The organism is Sphingobium sp., from assembly GCF_033795625.1.
Lineage (GTDB): Bacteria > Pseudomonadota > Alphaproteobacteria > Sphingomonadales > Sphingomonadaceae > Sphingobium.
On record NZ_JARYGI010000049.1, the window covers coordinates 1 to 21,077 of the forward strand.

General features: G+C 62.5%; 12 protein-coding genes and 1 pseudogene. 10 read left to right on the forward strand and 3 right to left on the reverse strand.

What is annotated here, in order from left to right:
* Positions 1-75: 75 nt before the first annotated feature.
* The 8 genes and pseudogenes from QHC67_RS16990 (at position 76) to QHC67_RS17020 (ending at position 11,171) form a co-directional block, all read left to right on the forward strand.
* Positions 76-1,155: a recombinase family protein gene (locus tag QHC67_RS16990; protein ID WP_319296068.1), complete on the forward strand. Its 1,080-nt coding sequence runs from the start codon at positions 76-78 to the stop codon at positions 1,153-1,155.
* Positions 1,152-2,036 (forward strand): plasmid partitioning protein RepB C-terminal domain-containing protein, encoded by an 885-nt coding sequence (locus QHC67_RS16995; protein WP_009820574.1) that lies wholly within the window; start codon positions 1,152-1,154, stop codon positions 2,034-2,036. The genes QHC67_RS16990 and QHC67_RS16995 overlap by 4 nt, the downstream gene beginning before the upstream one ends.
* Position 2,037: 1 nt before the next feature.
* The gene (locus tag QHC67_RS17000; RefSeq protein ID WP_319296071.1) at positions 2,038-2,928 is read left to right on the forward strand and encodes a plasmid partitioning protein RepB C-terminal domain-containing protein; all 891 of its coding nucleotides are present in this window, start codon (positions 2,038-2,040) and stop codon (positions 2,926-2,928) included.
* Between the two features lie 305 nt (positions 2,929-3,233).
* On the forward strand, positions 3,234-5,087 hold the full coding sequence (locus QHC67_RS17005; RefSeq protein WP_319296073.1) for a type II toxin-antitoxin system HipA family toxin: 1,854 nt from the start codon (positions 3,234-3,236) through the stop codon (positions 5,085-5,087).
* Positions 5,057-5,464, forward strand: a pseudogene (locus tag QHC67_RS19255) (DUF6361 family protein); the annotation flags it as partial. The gene QHC67_RS17005 and the pseudogene QHC67_RS19255, both read left to right, overlap by 31 nt.
* Before the next feature lie 108 nt (positions 5,465-5,572).
* Complete coding sequence (locus tag QHC67_RS17010; protein ID WP_319296075.1) at positions 5,573-6,277, forward strand: hypothetical protein; 705 nt, start codon at positions 5,573-5,575, stop codon at positions 6,275-6,277.
* On the forward strand, positions 6,274-8,124 hold the full coding sequence (locus tag QHC67_RS17015; RefSeq protein WP_319296077.1) for a phospholipase D family protein: 1,851 nt from the start codon (positions 6,274-6,276) through the stop codon (positions 8,122-8,124). Before QHC67_RS17010 ends, QHC67_RS17015 begins: the two co-directional genes overlap by 4 nt.
* Positions 8,121-11,171 carry a helicase-related protein gene (locus tag QHC67_RS17020; RefSeq protein WP_319296079.1) on the forward strand — a complete coding sequence of 1,017 codons (3,051 nt, stop codon included), beginning with the start codon at positions 8,121-8,123 and terminating at the stop codon, positions 11,169-11,171. The genes QHC67_RS17015 and QHC67_RS17020 overlap by 4 nt, the downstream gene beginning before the upstream one ends.
* Before the next feature lie 119 nt (positions 11,172-11,290).
* Here QHC67_RS17020 and QHC67_RS17025 read toward each other — a convergent pair whose 3' ends face one another.
* Genes QHC67_RS17025 through QHC67_RS17035 form a run of 3 tightly spaced genes read right to left on the reverse strand, consistent with a single transcriptional unit; the run spans position 11,291 to position 17,515 of the window.
* Entirely contained in the window at positions 11,291-14,692 is a 3,402-nt protein-coding gene (locus QHC67_RS17025) for a UvrD-helicase domain-containing protein (protein WP_319296080.1), read from the reverse strand.
* A complete protein-coding gene (locus QHC67_RS17030) occupies positions 14,692-17,355 on the reverse strand; it encodes a PD-(D/E)XK nuclease family protein (protein WP_319296082.1) in 2,664 nt (887 codons plus the stop codon). The genes QHC67_RS17025 and QHC67_RS17030 overlap by 1 nt, the downstream gene beginning before the upstream one ends.
* Positions 17,356-17,371: 16 nt before the next feature.
* Positions 17,372-17,515 (reverse strand): hypothetical protein, encoded by a 144-nt coding sequence (locus QHC67_RS17035; RefSeq protein ID WP_173655764.1) that lies wholly within the window; start codon positions 17,513-17,515, stop codon positions 17,372-17,374.
* 125 nt (positions 17,516-17,640) lie between these two features.
* Between QHC67_RS17035 and QHC67_RS17040 the strand changes: the two genes are divergently transcribed.
* Together QHC67_RS17040 and QHC67_RS17045 are read left to right on the forward strand one after the other, a co-directional pair.
* The gene (locus QHC67_RS17040; RefSeq protein ID WP_319296085.1) at positions 17,641-18,525 is read left to right on the forward strand and encodes a WYL domain-containing protein; all 885 of its coding nucleotides are present in this window, start codon (positions 17,641-17,643) and stop codon (positions 18,523-18,525) included.
* A gap of 33 nt (positions 18,526-18,558) precedes the next feature.
* A partial coding sequence (locus QHC67_RS17045; protein WP_319296087.1) for a DEAD/DEAH box helicase occupies positions 18,559-21,077 on the forward strand: 2,519 nt, incomplete at its 3' end.

Sequence of the window (21,077 nt, forward strand, 5' to 3'; positions counted from 1 at the left end):
GACATATGATCGCAATCGATCCGATCAAATTATCCTCTCAGCCTCTTGCAAGAGGGAGCCGTCCACATATGCCGGTTGATCCGCCTCGGTTTCCGTCAAGGTGGCGCAGCGGGCTTTGGCCTACGCCGCTATCTCGTCGATGAGCATCGCCAGCCCAAAGCGGTCCTCAATCATGGAGAGAAGAAGAGCCTGCAAACGGACCGGGTCGTGCTCAGGCCGGGGCCACCTGAAGAGGTCGAGGTTGTCCGGCGTCTCTACCGGATGTTCGTCGTCCAGCGCCGCACCGAGACGGAGATCGCCGCAGCCCTCAATGATGAGGGCATCCTCACTGATCTTGGTCGGCCATGGACGCGCGGAACCGTTCACCAGGTGCTGACCAATGAAAAGTACATCGGCAACAACGTCTACAATCGGGCGTCCTTCAAGCTGAAAGCCAAGCGGGTGGTGAACACGCCCGATATGTGGGTCCGGGGCGATGGGGCTTTCGAGGCGATCGTCGAGCGTGATTTCTTCGAGGCGGCCCAGCGGATTATTCAAGAGCGCAGCCGCCGTTTCACCGACGAGGAGCTTCTTGGTCGGCTGTCAGCGTTGCTCGTTGAGAAGGGTTGGTTGTCGGGCCTCGTGATCGACGAGGTCGAGGACATGCCGTCCAGCTCGACGTTCCGACACCGTTTCGGAAGCCTGGTGCGCGCCTACCAGCTTGTCGGGTACGCCCCGTCGCGGGACTATCGCTATATCGAGACCAATCGAACGCTGCGGACACTGCATCCCGATGTCGTGGCACAGGTCATCGCCGACATTGGCGCGGCCGGCGGCACGGTGCGCCGCGACCCCATCACCGACCTCCTGCATATCAACGACGAGTTCACGGCCTCGCTGGTGATTTCTCGGTGTCACATCAGCCCCGCCGGCGGGCTGCGCTGGAAGGTCCGCTTCGACAGCGGGTTGAGGCCCAGCATCACCATCGTGGCGCGGATGCAGGAAGATAATGCCGCCATACACGACTACTACTTGCTGCCATGGCTGGACGTCGGCACCACGCCGAATCTGAGGCTCGCACCAGAGAACGGCATCCTGCTCGATGCCTACCGCTTCGATACCTTGGAGGCGTTTTTCGATCTGACGCGCCGCGTGCCGCTGAAGGTTGCCGCATGAGCGCGCCGCCCCCCGAAATCCGCTCGGTGCCGGTCGATCTGATCACCATTCTCAACCCGCGGGTTCGCAACAAGCGGATCTTCCAGGAGCTGGTGAATAGCATTGCCCATCTCGGGCTGAAGAAGCCGATCACGGTCAGCCAGCGACCCGGAAAGACGCGGTTTGACCTGGTGTGCGGTCAGGGTCGCCTCGAGGCCTTCATCGCGCTCGGCCAGACCGAAATCCCGGCCATCGTGATCGATGCGGCCGAGGAAGATTGTTACGTCATGAGCTTGGTCGAGAACCTTGCGCGGCGCCAGCACAGCCCATTGGAACTGGTTCACGCCATCGGCGCGCTGAGCGCCCGGGGCTATTCGCACCCGGAGATCGCCGCCAAGGTCGATTTTTCCGTCGAGTATGTCAGTGCGATCTGCCTGTTGCTCGACAATGGCGAGGAGAAGCTGATTGCGGCGGTCGAGCGCGGCGTCATCCCACATTCAATCGCGATGGAAATCGCCCGCGCCAAGGAAGGCGAGGTTCAGCAGGCGCTGGCGCAGGCCTATGAGGAGAAGTCGATCCCGGGCAATCAGGTGCTCGCGATCCGGCAGATCATCGAACAGCGCAACACCAGCGGCAAGCAGCTTCACAAGCGGGGATCGCGGGTTGGTCGCACCCAAAAGCCTGTCACATCGGAGAGCCTGATCCGCGCCTATCAACGCGAAACGGAACGGCAAAAGCTGCTGATCAAGCGCGCCTCCCTGGCGCGCAGCCGGTTGCTGTTCGTCGCCAACGCCATGCGACGTCTGCTGGCTGACGATCATTTCGTGACGCTGCTGCGAGCGGAGGGGCTGAGCACCTTGCCGCGCGCACTGGCCGAGCGGATTGGACCGACGAAGGCGTAGCATGTCCGATACGGTCAAAATCGCCTTCGAGCGCAAGATCCTAGCCCTCCCAATCGGTGAGCTCTTGGCGACCAAGGCGCTGCCGTCAGGGGTGCGTGAGTCCGTCAAATATCGCCGGATCGCGGCATCTGTTGCGGAAGTCGGGCTGATCGAGCCGCTGTCGATCGCGCGCCAGAAAGGTGGCAGCTACCTTCTCCTCGACGGACACATGCGGCTGGATGCCCTGCGGTTTCTTGGTGCGACCGAGGCCCCTGGCGTTGTCGCCGACGACGACGAGTCCTTCACCTACAACAAGCGGGTCAACCGGCTGGCGACGATCCAGGAACACTACATGATCGTGCGCGCGCTTGATCGTGGGGTATCGGAGGAAAAGCTGGCGCGCGCGCTCAATGTCGACGTGAAGGTGATCCGCCAGCGCCGGCATTTGCTGGCAGGGATCAGCGGGGATGTCGCCGAGCTGCTGAAGGACAAGCCGGTTGGGCACCACGCCTTCCAGAAGCTGCGCAAGATGAAGCCGATCCGTCAGCTCGAGGTGGCCGAACTGATGGTGTCGGCGAACAATTATACGGTCAGTTATGCCAAGGCGCTCCTGGCGACCTCGAAGCCGTCGGATCTGCACAAGCCTGACGAACTCAAGAAGGCGACGGGGTTGTCGGCCGAGCAGATGGGGCGTCTCGAACGGGAGATGGCGTCGGTGAGCGAAGACTATAAGGAGCTTGAGGTCTCCTATGGCGACGACATGCTGGTCCTGGTCGTGGCTTCCGGCTTTATCGAGCGCCTGCTGGCGAAGCCCGAGATCGAGGGATTTCTCGCGGGGCGGCACCCTGAGTTTCTGGAGAATTTCCGCGCCATCGTGCAGGCCACCTCGCTCGATCAATCGACGACGCCCTGACCGTTCAAGATTGGGGACCGGGACCCAGAAGCGCCGGGACCGTCGGAGAAGCCGCCGCGAGGGGCGGATCAAGGGCGGTGGCGGGGATGGCGGCGAACCCGCTCGGAGCCCGCTAGGCCAGTCGCCATAGGGCTGGCTGCGTGCCGTTCGCGGCATGATTGTTCTGGAGCGCGCCGATCATTCAAGGTTGGCGCGCTCCAATTGGTCCACGGGCCGGGATTATCTCGCATCTCAGATGCGCGATAATTCTTGCACGCGAAGCCGGATCGTGTGATTAACGCGCATCTGAGATGCGAGATAATCCTATGGCTCTTCATTTGGTCGGTGAGACGATCGACGCCAAACGTGCGCATCAACGCGCGCAGGTCGGTGAGTTAGTCCAGCTCGTACGCGGTGTTTACGTCGATGACCAAGGGGATATCGAGGCGACGATCCTCGGCCATGCGGTCCGTATTGCGCACTATCTCTATCCCAACGCCTATCTATCGTCGGCAAGCGCAGCACTGCTTGCACCCACGCCGGACGGACGCCTCTTCATCAGCGGCCGCCGTAACCAGCGCACGCGGCTGCGGACGCTCGAGATCATCCAGAACGAAGCACCGAAGCATCCATCGACGGCGATCGCGGTTATCGGCGACGACCTGGGCGAATTGCGCATCGATGCCTCATCGCCGCGCCAGCGTTTTCTCGAAGCGTTCCGCCTGCGCAGCGAACATGCGAGCGCCGTTACCGCCGACATGCGCGCGCAGATGGCAGCGCGTCTGGTGGAGGAGCATGGGACGCCCCAAGCCGCAGCCGACGCCGTCTGGGTGCTGGCGCGTGAGAATGAATGGTATCGCGAAGGCGAAGGCGCCGAACGCTTCCTGTTGGCACAATCGGGCGTTGCCAAGGCGCCGGTCAACAAGGCGGCGCTCGATCTTCTCGTCGCCTGGCACGGTGAACCGCTCGGTCGGCTGACCCACGATGGATTCGAATGGCGCTGGAAACCGGGGCGTCGAGCGGGACCGGCTCTCGTGCGCGAAACCACGCCGGGCAAGCTGCCGGCCTTCATTGAATCGCTGCTGCCCGAGGGCTGGCTGGCGCAGGTTCTCCACGAACGCGATGAACGCGAGGCGCTCCGGCGCGGACGGCGATATATGTCGAACATTGTCATCGTCGAGGGTCGAGAGGAACTGGCAGCGCTGCCTGCCGACATTCTCACGACAACACTGGCTGGATACGTCGACGCCGGTCGCTTCACCGGCCGCTACGCCGGTCCGGCGCGGGGTGAGATTGAGGAGACCTTCGAGCAGAACCTGGCGCGCATCTTCGCGCGCGCGGAAACACCGCGCCTGTCAGGCGTCCAGATCAAGGCGCCAATGAGCCTGATGCCTGATGGCGCCCTCGTTCCGGCCATTGATCAGCCGTTCACCCATATCCTCAAGCCCGCCGGCACGGCGGGCTTCGAGACGTTGCCGGTCGTCGAGTGGCTTTGCCTGGAGCTCGGCCGCTCGGCCGGGTTCGATGTGCCCGATGCCGCGCTGCTGGAAATGCCCGACGGCATGTCGCCTGCACTAGTCGTCGAGCGGTTCGATATTCGTCGCGGGCCAACGGATCAGCGACGTCTGGCGCTGGAGGACTTTTGCTCCATTTTGGACTTACCGGCTGCGGCGAAATATGATGGCACGATTGAGCGCATGGCTCGGGGTCTGCGCCCGCTTTCGACCGATCCGGTCGCCGACCTAGACATCCTGTTCCGCCGTGCGGTCTTCGCCTGGCTAATTGCCGACGGCGATATGCACTTGAAGAACCTCGCGATGCTCAAGACGGCTGCCCCAGGTGCTAAGGCCTTTACGAGTGTGCGTTTCGCGCCGCTCTATGACGCCGTCACCACGCGTGTCTTTCCGGGACTTGGCGGTGACCGGATGGCGTTGAAGTTAAACGGCAAGGATGATCGGCTGACGCGGCAGGATTTCCTGGCGCTGGCGCGGACGATTGGTCTGACGGTCGGTGACGCCGAGGTGGCTATGAGCGAACTTGCCGGGCGATTGTCCGGGCGCGCCAAAACGCTGTGCCTGCCCGCGTTCGCCGGTGAGGCTGAAGCTGCTAGGTTCGCGCATGATAAAGTAACCGCCATCACCGTTGAGCGATGCGCTGGCCTCAGCGGGGTGAACGCGTGAGGCGCCCACAAGGCGTGGAGCCATCGCTGGGGTGGTCGTATCTTTCGCGCGATGCCTTGGCGCGCGCGAAGGCGCAGATGGATGAAGAGTCCACAGGCGTCAGAGATGAAATCGGCTTTCTGACAATCCACCAGAGTTATGCAGACCGGTTTTTCCCCGGCACATCGGTGCTGCATACGAGAGCGCGTTACGCGCTTATCGTTCCTTGGCTATTCGAAGATTTGGCAGGTCTGACGGGACCGGCGGCAACACGCGCACTTCGCGATCGCGAGTGCGAACTCGCTGGGCGCCTAGCTGGTGCAGGCGTGATAGGCAGACGCGTTTTTCCCAAGCCATCAAGCCAGCCACCATCAACGGTCTACTGGAATGCTTTAGCTGTGTGGGGCGTGCTCAGACCTAGGTTGAACGGGAAGACCATCACGCGGAGCCAAGCGCACCGTTTGCTTCGTCCCATCGGCACGACGACTGACGACGATGGCCAGCCCTTGTTCGGCTTCGATCCGCCATTTGTCGGCTTACCATCGCGTCCGGATAACTGGCGTGAGGGCCATATCACGCCTGACCTTGAACGTAAGGAGGCGGAATTCCTCCAGGAAAAACTGTCTGCGTTGCGACGCCCGAATGATCATGAGTTGTCTTTGCTGGCGCGGCTGGTGCGAACTGGTGTTGCCGCCCCAAACAGAATGTGGTCGGCGGAAGTCAGGGCGATTGCGGGACCGGATCGTCCGGCGCTCATTCGGGCCGAGCAGGCGGCTAGTTTGGCAGGTATCGGTCGTGCGATTTACGACGCGCTGTTGGAATCCATGTTCGAGCGGGAGGACAAGCGCCCGATATCGTCGCGCCATCGCGAGCATCTCGTCGATATCGTGGACATGCACGGTGCGACCGCCAGGAAGCTCGATGTCGACGCGCTCGAAGCGGACATCGGCAGCCTGCCTTCCAAGCTGAGAGCAGTCCTGTCTGCGACGAAGACGTGGTTAGAGGATGGATCCCGAAATGCGGACGGGCTCTTCGACCCATATGAGGCAGCGGAGGCGAGAAAAGGCACGCGCGCTCGGCTTGCACGGACGCCGAACGGGCGAACTCGTCGATTAGAGTGGTCGGGTGATGAGCACGGGCTCGCTACCCCGCTGCATTATCGTTGGGAGCAGGTTGGAACTCTGCTGAACGATCTGGCGGCGGCACAGTGAGCGCGGCGATCGATAGCTGGCCCGCGCTGTCCTTTCTTGAAGGATTACGACCAGGTCCGGAGGAAACGGTCGAGCTTGCATTTCTTGCCGCCTACTCCGCAGATTTGGGTTCAATCGGAGCGGCGCTGTTGGCGCTGGCTGGCAAAGACAACGATGCGGGGCGAGGTAGCCCGTCGGACTTTGCCGATGCGGTCGAGAAGCTTCGGGGCAAGGCCAGGATCGTGATTCAACGCGGTCGATTGGCGAAAATGCGACGAACGCCAAAGGTCGCCGCGGTGCTGGACCAATTCGTGCGCGAGGTCGATATCGACGAAGCGACCGGCAGTTGGCATCCGAAAGCCGCATTGATCAAGCTGCGTGCGGGGGACGGCACAGCAACCTGGCGGCTCTGGATTGGTAGCCGCAATCTCACCGAATGCGTTAACCGCGATATTGGTTTGCTGTTGGTTTCTGCGGCGAAAGGCGGTTCTAAAGTCGAGGGTGTTGAGGACGTTGCGCGCGCTCTGGCCGGAAAGGCCGCACTGAAGGGAGTGCGCGCGCTAGCCCTTGCTTCTGAAATGCGCTCGCTGTCGTGGCGGTCACCTTTAGGGGTGAAGGTTCAGCGCATCCGATGGACGACAGGGACCGGTGACTTCGCGGTTCCCGTTCCACCCCCCGGGACTGATACTGTGGTGATCGTCAGTCCGTTCATCGACAAGACGTTCCTCGGTCGCCAGAGGGCTCATGAAAGTGGCGGGGCTCGGCGCATCCTCTTGACCACCATGCGCGAGATTGAGCGCGTAGGGCCTGCGTTGTCAGGTTTTGATGATCTTTTAGCTTTGGATGCGCCCGACTACCCGGCCCCCGACCCATCGGCCGACACGAACGAGCATACTCCGGGCGAGGTGAGCCAGATCCCCAATGAAGAAGAGGAGATCGGACGCGGACTTCACGCAAAGCTGCTCTACACACGAACGGGCCAAAAGCGCCGGCTGTGGCTCGGCAGTGCGAATGCAACGATGCGCGCCTGGACCGGACGCAATGTCGAGATCATGGCCGAGTTGCTTATCAGCGAGGCGGTCGAAAAGGGGCTCTTTTCGCTTCTCGATGCGGCGCGGCTCATCCCGGCGCCGATCGATGAATATGAGCCCGACGTCTCTGCGTTGGAAGAGGAAGCCTTGGAGCGGGCTCGTTCGCAGGTCGCGGCACGATGGGCTGGCGAGCTAACGGTAGAAAGCAACGGCCTCCGGTTGATGCATCTCTTGGGCTCGGCATTTTCTGGGCCACATCCGGACGATGCTGACATCCTCCTTGAGGTGGGTGCGCTCAACGGACCGCTTTTGCCTTGGCCGCGTGATGAACGCAGCGTGAGCCTCGGAGATGTCCTGCGGGACGAGCGCAGCGAGTTTGTGCGTCTGCGTGTCAGTCGTGCGGACAAGGGGTTGTCGTGGCTTCAGAGAGCCCCCGCGCAGCCGCCTTTCGGCGAGGAACGTGACCGAGCCGCGTTTGCACGCTTCCTTGGCGCGCGAGGTTTCCTCCTGTGGCTTGCAAGCCTGTTGTCCGATAGCTCCGCGGATGGAGACAGTGATTGGACTCAGGACGACCGCGCTGAGAATGCGCGATCCGATATCAACCTGGCCATCGATCCGGACCTGCCCACGCTCGAGGAAATGCTGTCCGCATGGGCGAGAAACCCGCAGAAATTCGCAGAGATCGATCGACGCGTATCGACATATCTCCCGGCAGTTTTGGAACAGGTCGAACGTGAAGACCCAAAGGCGGCTAAGCAGATAAGGGTTTTCAGCGATCTTTGGCGAACGGTGCAGGCCGGTTTGGGCCACACGAGCGGCCGGAGGCGCGGTCGTTGAGTCAGCCCAAACCTTTTCAAGAAGCTGCGGTAGACGCCGCGTTGAGAGCCTTTACGGGTGGAGGCGGCGGCCGCCGCCGGTTTCTCGTTGCCGACGAAGTGGGCCTCGGAAAAACCGTCGTGGCAAAGGAAATTGCGCGCCGAATGTCGGAAGATGGCAGGCGGCCATTGATCGTCTACTACATCGCCAACGGTCATTCTGTTTCTAATCAGAACAAGGATCGTGTGGTCGGTTTCCTTGGTGATGAGGACCGCGAAGCCGCTACGGGTACACCTGATCGGTTGTCTTTGATCGCCGTATCCAAGATTCCAACGAGTTCTGTCGTCATCTATGCGTTAACGCCGGGGACATCTTTCCCAGGTGCGCGCGCGCGCTTGACCGGTGGTCGAAAGGAAGAGCGAGCCTTCCTGAAAGTGCTTTTGGAGAGAACGTATCCGGCGTTTGCTCGCGAGCTGGATCCCGCCATTCTGCGCCTTGGCGCGCGGGGATCATGGGATTGGGTGCTTGAAGACAGCGAACGCAAGCTGGCGAAGTCCCCTCCAAACCTCGGGCGTCGGTTCCGCGAGGCGCTGGCGTTGGAATTCGGTGAGCCTGTACGTGCTCAGCTTGAGTTAGCAGCCGGGGGTAAAGCAACGGCCTTCGTCGGCCGCTTACGTCGCGCCTTGGCGTTGGCGACCTTACGACATCAGACACCCGACCTTGTGATTTTGGACGAGTTCCAGCGCTATCGGCAGATTCTCGACGAGAAGGATCAAGACCCCCTTCTGAAGGCGCTCCTCGGGTCGGATGGGGCAGCAACCGGGCCTGCTGTTTTGCTGCTGAGCGCCACGCCCTATCGTCTCTTGAGCACGCGCTGGGATGAAGCACGCGGAGCTCTGGCCCAGCGGGAGCTACTCGAGCTGGTCGAATTCCTTGCCGGGGCATCTGCCAGGGAGCGGGCTAAGCAACTCTTTGCGGATTTCGGAGACCGATTGCGTGATATCGTTGCGCATACTGACACCGGCCATCCCGATCTTGCCGCGGAGGTGAGGGAAGCGGCAAGCCTGCGGGACGAGCTTCGGGCACTGTTGACCCCGGTGATGTCTCGAACAGAACGCGACAGCGTAGGGAAGATCGATCCGCTCGCGGGAACGCGTTTTCTGGACGCTGAGCCGCTTCCGGAAGATTTTCAAACCTATCGGCATCTCGTCGAAAGTTTCGATGACAGAAACCGCCACGAGGCATTGCCGTATTGGTCCTCTGTCCCGCTACCAGCGCAGTCGCTTGGTCCCCGATACGCGGCCTGGAAGCGAGATCGCATTAAAGCCGACGGCAAGCTCGTCCGGATGACGATGACACGCCGCGATCAGCTCAGTCCTCCGCCGGCTTGGCCAGATGCGAAGCTGCGTGCCCTGACCAAGATCGCCTCGCCCAGACGTCTGGCCGTTCCATGGGTGGCGCCATCGCTTCCGTGGTGGCCGTTATCTGCGCATTGGTCGTCAACCGATGGCGATCCGAAACTCCTGATGTTTAGTCGCTTTCGCGCGACCCCACCGAGTGTTGCTGCGCTCCTCAGCTTTGGCGTTGAGGCTCAGTGCTTGCCCAAGAAGCGGGGCGGGTACGAAAAGGCCTATCGTCGGCGAAGGTTCAAGTTGTCAGCGATACCGGGACCGGTGATGGCGGCATTTCATCCGTCACCATGGCTGATCCAAAATACCAACCCCCTCGCGGCGGCGGGAGGATCGTTGGCCACGATTAAGAAGATCGTTCGTCGGCAGATTCTGAATGCCCTGCCGAAAGGCATTGTTGAGAAGGACACATTGAAGGCGCGCCGTCGGCATCGGTCGATAGCGAAGGTTATCTCGTCGATCGAGCAGTTTGCCGGAACTGCCGACCAGTCCGCGGACGGCTGGAAGAGCGCTGTAGGCGACGACGTCGCGGCCAAGGCCGCGGTCAATCGTTGGCGTCAGGCAGGTGCGATAGAGTCCATATCCCCGGCCGAACTGTCGGATCTCGTGGACTACGCATTGGGGGCGCCGGGCGTCGCGCTGGGGCGCGCGCTGTCGCGCCATGACCCGAGCATCCTGGGGACCAAGCGTTTTCCGGAGTTGGTGCGTTTGAGCTGGCAGGGACTGCGCGCCTACCTGGACAATCCAGTCCTATTGTCGGCGCTGGATGGCAAGACTGCCGTCGATCAGGTCATGCGCGCTGTTGTCGATGGCGGCTTGGAAAGTGCGCTGGACGAGCATTTCTGGCTTCGCGCACAAAATCTCCAGGAGGGCGCGGCAGGGCTGGCGAAGGATCTTCAAGCGGCGCTGACTCTTCGTGCTGGTAGTTTCAATTTTCATAGCGTCGGCGGAAAGCATCATAAGATTCAGGTTCGATGCCACGCGGCTGTTCCATTTGGTGACGCGGAGGCTGAGCCTGCCGTCAAGATCAAGGAGGGTGGCGACTCGACACCATCCACAGCAGCCCGCCCGGATGAAATTCGGCGCAGCTTCAATACGCCGTTCTGGCCGCATGTCCTGGCGACGACGTCGGTAGGGCAGGAAGGGCTGGACTTCCATCCATGGTGCTCGCGGGTTTTGCACTGGGATTTGTCGTCAAATCCGCTCGATCTCGAGCAGCGCGAGGGGCGTGTTCAGCGTTTTGCTGGATTGGCAGTGCGCCGACGATTGGCGAAGAATCTAACGAGCGACATCTGGAGCGATCCGGACAAAGCGGATGGGTCGCCTTGGATTCGGCTCGCCAAGTTCGCGGACAGCCAAAGCGATGTCAGCGGAATGCAGCCCTGGTGGGTCTTGGAAGGGGCCGATATCACCCGCCACGTATTCGAGCGACCCTTTGGGCGCGACATCGCACGTTTCGCGCAGCTCAAGGAGCAGCGCATGATCTACCGCTTAGCTCTGGGGCAGCCCAACCAGGAGGATTTCCTCGAAATCTTGTCTCGCGGGGGTGCCGCCACTCGGGCGCTGCTGCACCCGTTGGTCCTTGATTTGTCCGCAATGGGCCTTCGGCAGTTGCCGGGGGCGGATGGGAAGCCATTGGCTATCGAAGAAAAGAGTTAAGCACCGCCGATGATGCGACGGTTCATCGCACGAGTTTCTAGTAGATAGGTCTTACCGTCGGCGAGAAGATGCAACCCTTGGCCGTCGCTCGCGGCAACATGGCATCCGTTCCCTTCTCTTTAGACGGCCATGGGCGCGGGTGTGGGCGTGACGGCGATGACCTGCCCTGTCGTGACGAAGACAATCAGGCCGCGGTCAGTCCCCGTCATGTCGAGATAGGCTCGCACCTGCGCGCGATAGTGATTGAGGGTTTCGGCTGTCGGCTCCACATCGCTTTTCCAGTCGATCACAACGGTTGGCCTACCCGCGTTGTCGAAGCTGGTGGCGTCAGCGATTCCCACAGTCGCCTGTTCGACGCCGTCAACGTCCACCGCTGCATAGACCGCCAGCTCGGGCACTAACGTAGGACGCAACTCCGCGATCTCGGGGAGCGCCAATGTGCGGACTACGCAACCGGCAAGCTCGTCTGGAGAAAGGCCATGAGAAGGGTCTGCCATAACGGGCCTGCCGATCTCCCCGATGAGCGCTCGTGCGCGTTCGCTGAGGGTTCCGGCATCGTCCGGCGTCTCGCCGGTCAGGACCTCTTCCAGCAGCTTGTGCAGGATCAGGCCCCTTTCGCGACCGCCCTGAACATTGGGGCGCACCGCTTCGTCATCGGGCTGACCGGCCTCCGACGCTGCCCAGATTTCTACCGCTTCCGGGGTCAAAACCGGTCCATCGGCGCTTTCGTCGCGGCTTGGCGCAAGCCAGATCAGGCGACGCTGTCGCGCTACGATCGATGCCGCTTCAGCGGCAAAATCATCCCTGGTCTGGTCGTTGGCCTCGCCGCCTGCCGCAAGGTCGAGCTCGGGCGGCAAATGCGACAGGTCGAGCGCCGGCAGTTCGGCAAGCGAAAGATCCAGAAGCGAAATCCATGCCGATTTCGATTGCGCCGCATCGAGGCGCGGAAGCACCAGAAGCTCGCGGGCGCGCGTTGCTGCGACATACCACAATCGGATGCGCTCCCGGTCGAGTTCGGCCTTCTCGGCGTCCCGCGCAGCTTCATAGCCAACAGGCTTCACCCCAAACACCGGGCAATAGAAGGTGTCGCTGTCGCGGTCGGTCACGGCGCTTTCGGGCGCCATAATGCCGGTCATCGTGTTGATCGGGACGACGATCGGCCATTCAAGGCCCTTGGCCGCGTGCATCGTGTAGAGTGCCACGGCCTCTTCCTGAGCATCGGGCCGTCCCTCGACCGCCCGGGCCTCATCGGTCCACGCCGCTGTCATCGTCTCGGCGAAAGCGCGCAGACCGCGAACGGCAAAGGACGTCGTCAGGCTGAGATAGAGATCGACGTTGGCAAGCGCGCGCTCTGCTTGGCCGCGATGGCGTTCCAGCAGGATGGGACGGACCCGCAGCGCGTCGATCGCTTGCGACAAGAGGTCGTGCGGTGTGGTGCTGTTGGTTTGACGATAGAGCGCCTGTAGCGTCTCGATGGTCGATCGGGCCAGCGGATGCGCGATATGCTCGAGCTCAACGCCGAGGTCGAGGCGGGGCAGCCGTTCGGGATCGTCTTCGGCACGAGGAAGCGCCCAGATGATGTCGAGCAGTTCTTCTTCGGTCAGACCGACGAGCGGGCCGCGCAGCAATGCCCCGAGGGCGAGCGTGTCACGGCGGTCGGCCAGAACACGCGTCAGCGCGGTCAGATCCTGGATCTCCTGGCGGCGGAACAGGCCTTTGCCTGCCTGCGTGGCGACCGGGATGCCGTGACGTTCGAGCGCCTCCTCGTATCGCCAAAGATCACTGCCGGTGGGCGCAAGCAACGCGATGTCGCCTGGCCGGCAAGGTCGACTGGCGCCGGAGCGACGATCGAGGATCATCTCACTGCCAATCAGCCGGGCGCACATTTGGGCGATCGCGTCGGCTTCACCGTCGCGCTGTTGCTCGGCTGAGGCCTTGCCGTTCTCATCGGCAACGGCGACGTCGAGAGCCGCAACGCAAAGGGCCTCGCCGCGATCGGCGTGAAAGGGATCGAGCGCCGTGAAGCCGGGTTGGCCCTCGCTCGAAAGCAGCGCCTCGAAGCGGTCGTTCACATAGGTCAGGATCGGCGCGCAGGAACGGAAATTGGTGGAGATCGCCAGGACGCTGTCAGGGTCCTGCGCGAGATAGGCATCGCGCGCCCGGACATAGGCGCTGACATCGGCGCCGCGGAAGCGATAGATCGCCTGCTTGGGATCACCGACGAGGAAGAGCGCGCCGGGACGGATCGTGAAGGCGCTCCAGTCTGCGCTCGCGACCCCGGCCGGCGGCTCGCCGCAGAGGCGCCAGAAGATTTCCGTCTGAAGCGGGTCTGTATCCTGAAACTCATCGACAAGGACGTGGGCGAAGCGGGTGGCGAGGGACCGTCGGACATCGTCGTGATCGCGCAAAAGATCGCGCGCCGCGAAGATCAGATCGTCGAAGTCGAGCTGAGCGGCTGAACGCTTATAGTCCCGGAAGCGGGCCAGCACTGGCTGCACCTGAGCGATGAGGTCGCACAGGACGCGACTGGCGACGTTCTGGACCAGATCCTGCCAGGCTTGGCAGCACGCGGCGTAATGCGCATCCGCCGCGATGTTCAGCCGTTCGCCTTCAGTCTTGGCCAAGCCTTCGCGCTTGGCGGCTTCGACCCATTTGCCTTTCTTCTTGTAGGCAAGGAACGAGCCGGTTTTGGTGCAGAGGTCGGGATGCGGCGGTGTAACCAGCAATCGCACCAAGCCGACTGGCGTTTCGATGACCGGCCCGCTGTCGAGCCCTGCGGCCACTCCGGCGAAGCGCTCGGCGAGCATGGCGGTTTCTTCCTCCACCGCTGGTGCGGTGCGGATGAACTCCATCAAACCATCGACGGCGTGATGGAAAGCGCCCAGGTGCGGGGCCAGGCCGCTGACCGGCGGTGCGGAGACGGTCCTGCGTTTGCGCAGGTTGGCGACGATCTTGTGGATCAAGCCCACGGTTTCGCCGGGATTGTGCAGCACCATTTCCGCGATGATGCCGCCTTCACCGCCCGAGAGCTGTTCGCGCAGCCACGTCTCGACGATTTCGATGAAGGCGAGATCGGCTTGATTGCGGTCCATCACGCTCGCGCCGGGATCGATGTCCGCCTCGACCGGGTAGGGCTTGATCAGCCGCTGGCAGAAGCCATGGATTGTCGAGCAGGTGATCTCGTCGATGACCGATGCGGCGGCCGCAAGGTTCGCGCTGTGTTTGGCTGACAAGCCGTCGGGAAATGCGATGCGCAATTCGGTCGGAATTTTGCCAGCCGCGAGGTCGGCGACGAAGTCGCGAACGCGGATCAGCAGCTCGCTGGCTGCCAATTCCGTAAAGGTGACGGCTGCGATCGACTTGGGCGCGATGCCCTCGGCGAGCATGGCGGCGATGCGGCCGGCCATAACAGCTGTCTTGCCGGAGCCTGCGCCGGCTTCGACCAGGATCGAGCGATCATGGACGCCGATGGCGGTGCGGCGGGCGGCGTCATCGCGCAGTGTGTTGGTAGCAGCGGTCATCACTGTGCCTCCCAGACCAGCGCAGCATCGCCGAAAGCTTCGGTAGCGGCGGGCAGTTTTCGTTTGCAGTAGGTGGCGCCCGCATTGGCCGGCAGGGCGAACGCCAGATCGTCGTAGGCGCCGCCGGTGTCCGGACCGATGAGGGCCTGACCGGATTCAAGGTTCGCCCGGGCGGCTTGCAAATAGCCGGTGATCTCGGTGAGCGTCGCTTCCGGGTCGCCGAGTTGGAAGTCGACCTGATCGCGCGGAAAGAGCAGCGATGCACTGATCGACACGTCGTCGCCAAGGAGCGCCTTGACGGCGAAGGCATAGAGGCAGCGTTGCAACTCGCGGCCACCATCGAGACTGATATCGTCCTTGGGCGGCCGTCCGGTCTTATAATCGCGAACGAGCGCGCGCTTGCCGTCTCCGGCAATGTCCAGGCGATCAATATACCCGGCGATGCGAAAGCCGGTTGCGGGGATTTCGACGGGTGTCTGCGAATCCCACGGGCTGGCGGCGTCCGCCTTGGGCGTCGCGCCGCCGAAGGCGACTTCGCCAAAAGAGCGGGCGTCGGGCAGATGCTCATCGCCGTATGTCAGGGCGCGCGTGGTAAGAATCCGGGCGTCGTCGAGCGTCCGTCGCCAGATGAGCGCGGGTGGCACCGCTCGTTCGCTTTCCCACACGACCGCGATCCTGGCAGCAGCATCCTGCACGGCGCCAGCGATCTGCGCTTCGTCAGCCGCGGCGAGGCCGCCGCCCTTTTCAAGCGTCGCAAGCGCCAGATCGAGTGTCATGTGAACCAGGTCGCCCATGGCCAATGCATCAAGGACAAGCGGGTCCGCGCCGCTCTCTGGGGTGCGCAGGCGCATCCCGTAGCGCCATACAAAGCCGAGCGGGCTGCGGAGCAGCAGACGAAGCGAACTGGCCGATTGAGTCCGGCCGAGAATGGCTTGCAGGAGAGGATGGTCAGCGCGAACCAGTCCATCGTGCGGTGTAATCTCCTTGCGATGCCAGTTGCGCCAAGCCGTGGTGGCGCTGATGGCCTGGCTGTCCCGTGCAAACTCATCGGGTCGTGCCATCAATCGATCGGTCTCGCTGAATGCGTGAGCCGGAACCGCATTGCGCCGGATGTAGATCTCCTCAGATGCCGGACCGAGCAGCCCGCTGCGCCCCAGCAAGCGGCCTTCGCTGTCGCGGCGAGCGCGCGACATGACGATCTGACCGCTCGTCGTGGCGAGGATGGTCTCAAAATCTCGCCGATCCGCCGCGCCGACCGGCAGCGGGTCCAGCTCAGCGGTTGGAATGATGTGATCGGAAATCAGACGATCTTCGGAAATGCCGCGCGGCCAGCGCGATGAATTCATGCCGATGAGCCGAACGAAGCGACGCGGTGAAGCCGCCAAGGCGCTTGCGGGCATCCAAGCCACGGAAACGCAGGCCTCAAGCCCGTCATCTTGTTTCAGGCTGTCCAGCGTCGCATCGAGCGACCCCGATGGTCCAGCCAGCCGTGCCTTGCGCCAGATCGCCAGGGCGCGACCTGACAGAAAGGCTGCGCCGATCTCGTCGGCTGCCGGATGTCCCTTCGCCAACAAATCAATGATGCCACGCAAGGTCGGCGTATGATCCGTCGCATCGGGCCAGTCGTCGGCGGTCAGCCGGTCCAGCAAGCGTTGCCAAGATGCTGGCGAAGCCAGCGGCGCGTCGGTCGGCAGGACCCGCAGCCAGCCCTGCGGCAATCCGGCAAACGGGCCGGTTTCCGAACCGCACAACGCTGCGAGCCGACGCATCCGGGTCTGCGAGAAGCCGCGAATGAGGAGATCCGCGAGCGCCGCAGCCGCCTGACCATCCCGGGTTGTCGTGACCTTGATGCCGTGGACGAAGTGAAGATCCAGGTTCGCATCGGCGCGCAGGGCGAGGAGGTGATCGTCATAGTCACCGGTCGATGCGGCCGCGATCGCGATGTCGGCGGGCTCCGCTTCGCCTGAAGCCATCAGGCCCCGCGCCCATCGAATGGCCTCGATCGCCTCGTGATAGGCAGTCGCGGCGCTGACCGTGCTGATTGCCGGAGCGGTTGGGTCTGCCCGGTTGATCGTGACGCCGAACGGGTCCAGCCACGGCGGGGTCGGCCGAGGGCCGGCTGTCCAGCTCACTGAAGTATGCGCGGTGAGTTCCCGCAGGAGCGGACGCCAGCACGGCGAAAGCTCGGTGATACCGACGATCTCGAGCGGACCCAAAACCGCATGAGCATGAGCAACGCGCTCCAATGCGCGGGCCACGAGATCGGTAGGACGCATCATACCGGGCGGCAACTGGGCTAGAACCGCAGCTTCCAGGCGCGCGATCGAGTCGAGCCGAGGATGATCCCCGGCGCGAGCGGCCAGATCGATACCCGCCCGCCACGCCTTGTGGAGGGTGTCGGCCGCCGCATCGACCATGCCAGGAAGCAGCTTGATGCTTTCCAGCTCTCCGAGTGCTGTGTCCGGCAGCACGGCCTGAATCGCCGTTCGCAAACACTCGTCATCGATCGGACGGGCGAAGCCGCCGGCCAGACGGACCGCGAGTTGTTCAAATGACATGATCTGCACGCCGTGTCGGCGCTGGCGCGCCGCGTCGAGGCGCAACTCGCGCATCGCCAAACGGCCATGGGCGACGATGGTCCGCCGGTTGGAAAGGGTGGTCATCGTCGTTCTCCCTGACTTACTTCTTGTTCGGGCGCTGCGTCAGCGCCGAAGCCGCTGCCGATTTTGCCGCTGCGCTTGACTTGGGGTCGCGCAGCACCTGCGATGCCGCAGTCGCGGCTTTCTTGCTCGTTACTTCATTCTTCGAGGGGGTCTTGGCCATGTGGTCCTCCTGTTGCCCGGCACGGTTTCGCTTGACGCGACTCCGTGATGGGAATAGAAACTACACACGTCGTGCAGATGTGTCCATATAGTTTTTATCTGCATCCGTTTTGGAGGAAGATTCGGATGGCGGAAAGCCTGACGACATTGAAGTGGGGCGTTGAGCGTCGGCTCGAGTTCATCGAGTTCCGCCTGTTCTGGGAAGGCGGGGTCAATCGCTCGGACATCATCGAGATGTTCGATGTCTCGGTGCCGCAAGCATCAAAGGATTTGACGCTCTACCAGGAGCGAGCGCCCAACAACGCCCTCTACGACAAGAGCGCCAAGCGGTACGTCGCGAGCGAGCATTTCGAGCCCCATTTCCTCAAGCCCGATCCCGACGGCTATCTGTCGCGCCTGCGGTCGGTCGCTGAAGGACTGATCGATCTATCGGAATCCTGGATCACCCAGGTTCCTGACACTGATATCGCCTTGACGCCCCGGAGGGATATCGACGCGTTAGTGTTGCGCACGGTCCTCAGCGCCGTGCGCGATCACCGGTCTGTGGACATTCACTATCAGTCGATGAGTAAAGATCGGCCCGATCCGATCTGGCGCCGGATCACGCCCCACGCCTTCGGCTATGACGGCTTCCGCTGGCACGTTCGCGGCTATTGTCACGTCACCGACAAGTTCAAGGATTTCCTGCTGCCGCGCGTTCTCGGCATCGGGAGCCTCGACGAACCTGGGGCGCCCGCAGAGCATGATGCGCTTTGGCAAGAGCGGTTCGGTGTCGAGATTGGCCCTCACCCTGATCTGACCACAAGTCAGAAGGCCGTCGTCGCCAAAGACTATGGCATGGAGAAAGGCTCAGCGGTCCTAACCGTGCGCTACGCCATGCTGTTCTATGTTCTGAAGCGGCTCGGCCTCTTGGGCGACGCCGCCAAGCTGCCGGCCCGGAGTCAGCACATCGTTGTCGTCAATCAGGCCGAGACCCAGGCGGCTTTGGAGAAAGCCGATTTTGCGGCGTGAGCATCAGGGCGTTTGGGATCAGTAAGGGTAGATATGGCAAGGCTTGAAGAGATTCGGAATGGCGCGTCGGTGCGCGGCATCGCCTCACCCCAGGCGGTCCAGATCCTGTCTGTCGACTGGATCGGCGATCAGGCGATCAACGTCGTCTACCGCGATCTGAACGGTGCCGTCGCCGAAGCTGTGCTCTATCGCGACGACGAGTACCGGCTCGAAGTCGAGGTCAACGGGCGGCCTTGGTCTTTCGACGGCGATGGTGCGCTGCTTCGACTGGTGACTGAGGCCAACCGGATCAAGCTCGCCCATTTTTTTGACCCCTATCTGGCCATCCACACGAGTCTAGTCGATCCGCTGCCGCACCAGATCTCGGCCGTCTATGGCGAGATGCTGCCGCGCCAGCCACTACGCTTCCTGCTGGCCGACGATCCCGGGGCGGGCAAGACGATCATGGCCGGCCTGCTGATCAAGGAGTTGATCGCGCGCAGTGATCTCGAGCGCTGTCTTGTGGTGGCGCCGGGCAGCTTGGTGGAGCAATGGCAGGACGAGCTGGGTCAGAAGTTCAATCTCGAATTCGACATCCTGACCCGGGACATGATCGAGACGTCACGGTCAGGTAATCCGTTCGAGGACCGCAACCGGCTGATCGTTCGCCTCGATGTCCTGGCCCGGAACGAGGAGTTGCAGGAAAAGCTGGCGAGCGCCCGCGAGTGGGACCTTATCATCTGCGACGAAGCGCATCGCATGTCGGCGACCTATTTCGGCGGCGACGTTAAATACACCAAACGCTACCAGGTCGGTCAGAAGCTCGGCGAAGCGTGTCGCCACCTGCTGCTGATGTCGGCCACGCCGCACAACGGCAAGGAGGAGGATTTCCAGCTTTTCATGGCGCTCCTCGACGGGGACCGTTTTGAGGGACGCTTCCGCGACGGCGTTCACTACGCCGACACCGCCGACATGATGCGCCGCCTCACCAAGGAGGAATTGCTCCGCTTCGACGGTCGACCGCTGTTTCCGGAACGCCGGGCGTACACCGTCAAATATCAGCTCTCCGAGCTGGAGGCGGCGCTCTACACCGCCGTCACCGAGTATGTGCGAACCGAGATGAATCGGGTGCAGCGCTTCGCCGAAGGCGACGGAAAGAAGCGCAACAATGTCGGCTTCGCCCTGCAGATTCTCCAGCGGCGCCTCGCCTCATCGCCGGCGGCGATCTACCAGTCGCTCAAGCGCCGGCGCGAGCGGCTTGAAAACGAACTCGGGGAGGCTCGGCTTGCCGCCAAGGGCCGCCGTGCGGGCTTTGCCGCGCCGGACGTCAATGCCGACATCCTCAAGAATATCGAGGAATATGGCCAGGACGAGATCGACGACCTCGAAGACCTGATCGCGACTGGTGCGACGACCGCGGAGACGGTCGAGCAGCTCGCGCTCGAAGTTGAGACGCTCAAAGGCCTGGAGACCATGGCGCTAGGGGTCCTGCGTTCTGGCCTCGACGCCAAGTGGACGCAGCTCAATCGTATCCTCGACGATGACCTCATGGTCGATGCCGACGGCAATCGTCGCAAGCTGATCATCTTCACCGAGCCGAAGGACACGCTCCATTATCTGGTCGACAAGGTCCGCGCTCGGCTCGGCAATCCTGATGCGGTCGATGTGATCCATGGCGGCGTGTCGCGGGAAGAGCGGCGCAAGGTCATCGAGCGGTTCATGCAGGACCGCGACATGCTGGTGCTGATTGCCAACGACGCAGCCGGCGAAGGTGTGAACCTTCAGCGTGGCCACCTCATGGTCAACTACGACCTGCCCTGGAATCCCAACAAGATCGAACAGCGTTTCGGCCGTATCCACCGGATCGGCCAGACCGAAGTCTGCCATCTGTGGAACCTCGTCGCGGCCGATACCCGCGAAGGCGAGGTATACGCTCGGCTTCTCGAGAAGCTCGAGGCGGCGCGGGAAGCCTTGGGCGGCCGGGTCTATGATGTCCTGGGCGAACTTTTCGAGGGTGTCGCGCTCAAAGATCTCCTGTTTCAGGCCATCCAGTATGGCGAGCAGGAGGACGTCAAAGCCAGGCTATTCCGCCAGGTCGATGGCGCGGTCGATCAAGGGCACCTGCTTGAGTTGCTCCAGCGGCGTGCGCTGACGAACGACACCATGCCCGAGGCCAAGGTCGAGGAGCTGCGGCTGGAGATGGAGCGCGCCGAGGCTCAGCGGCTGCAACCGCACCATGTCCAAAGCTTCTTCGTTGAAGCTTTCCAGCATTTGGGCGGCAAGATGAAGCGCCGGGAAGAGGGGCGTTGGGAGATCACCCATGTCCCGGTCCGGATCCGCGAGCGGGATCGCCAGATCGGCACCGGCGCGCCGATCCAGAAGAAGTATGAGCGCATCTGTTTCGAAAAGGGCCGGATCAACCAGCAACCGGTCGCGACATTCGTGTGCCCGGGTCATCCGTTGCTCGAAGCGGTGATCAGCATCGTGCGCGAGCAATATGGACTTGTAACGGTTTTGCGCCGGTCACCTGAGCGATTAGAGCTCGCAACAGGAGACCGACGAGATGATCAAGC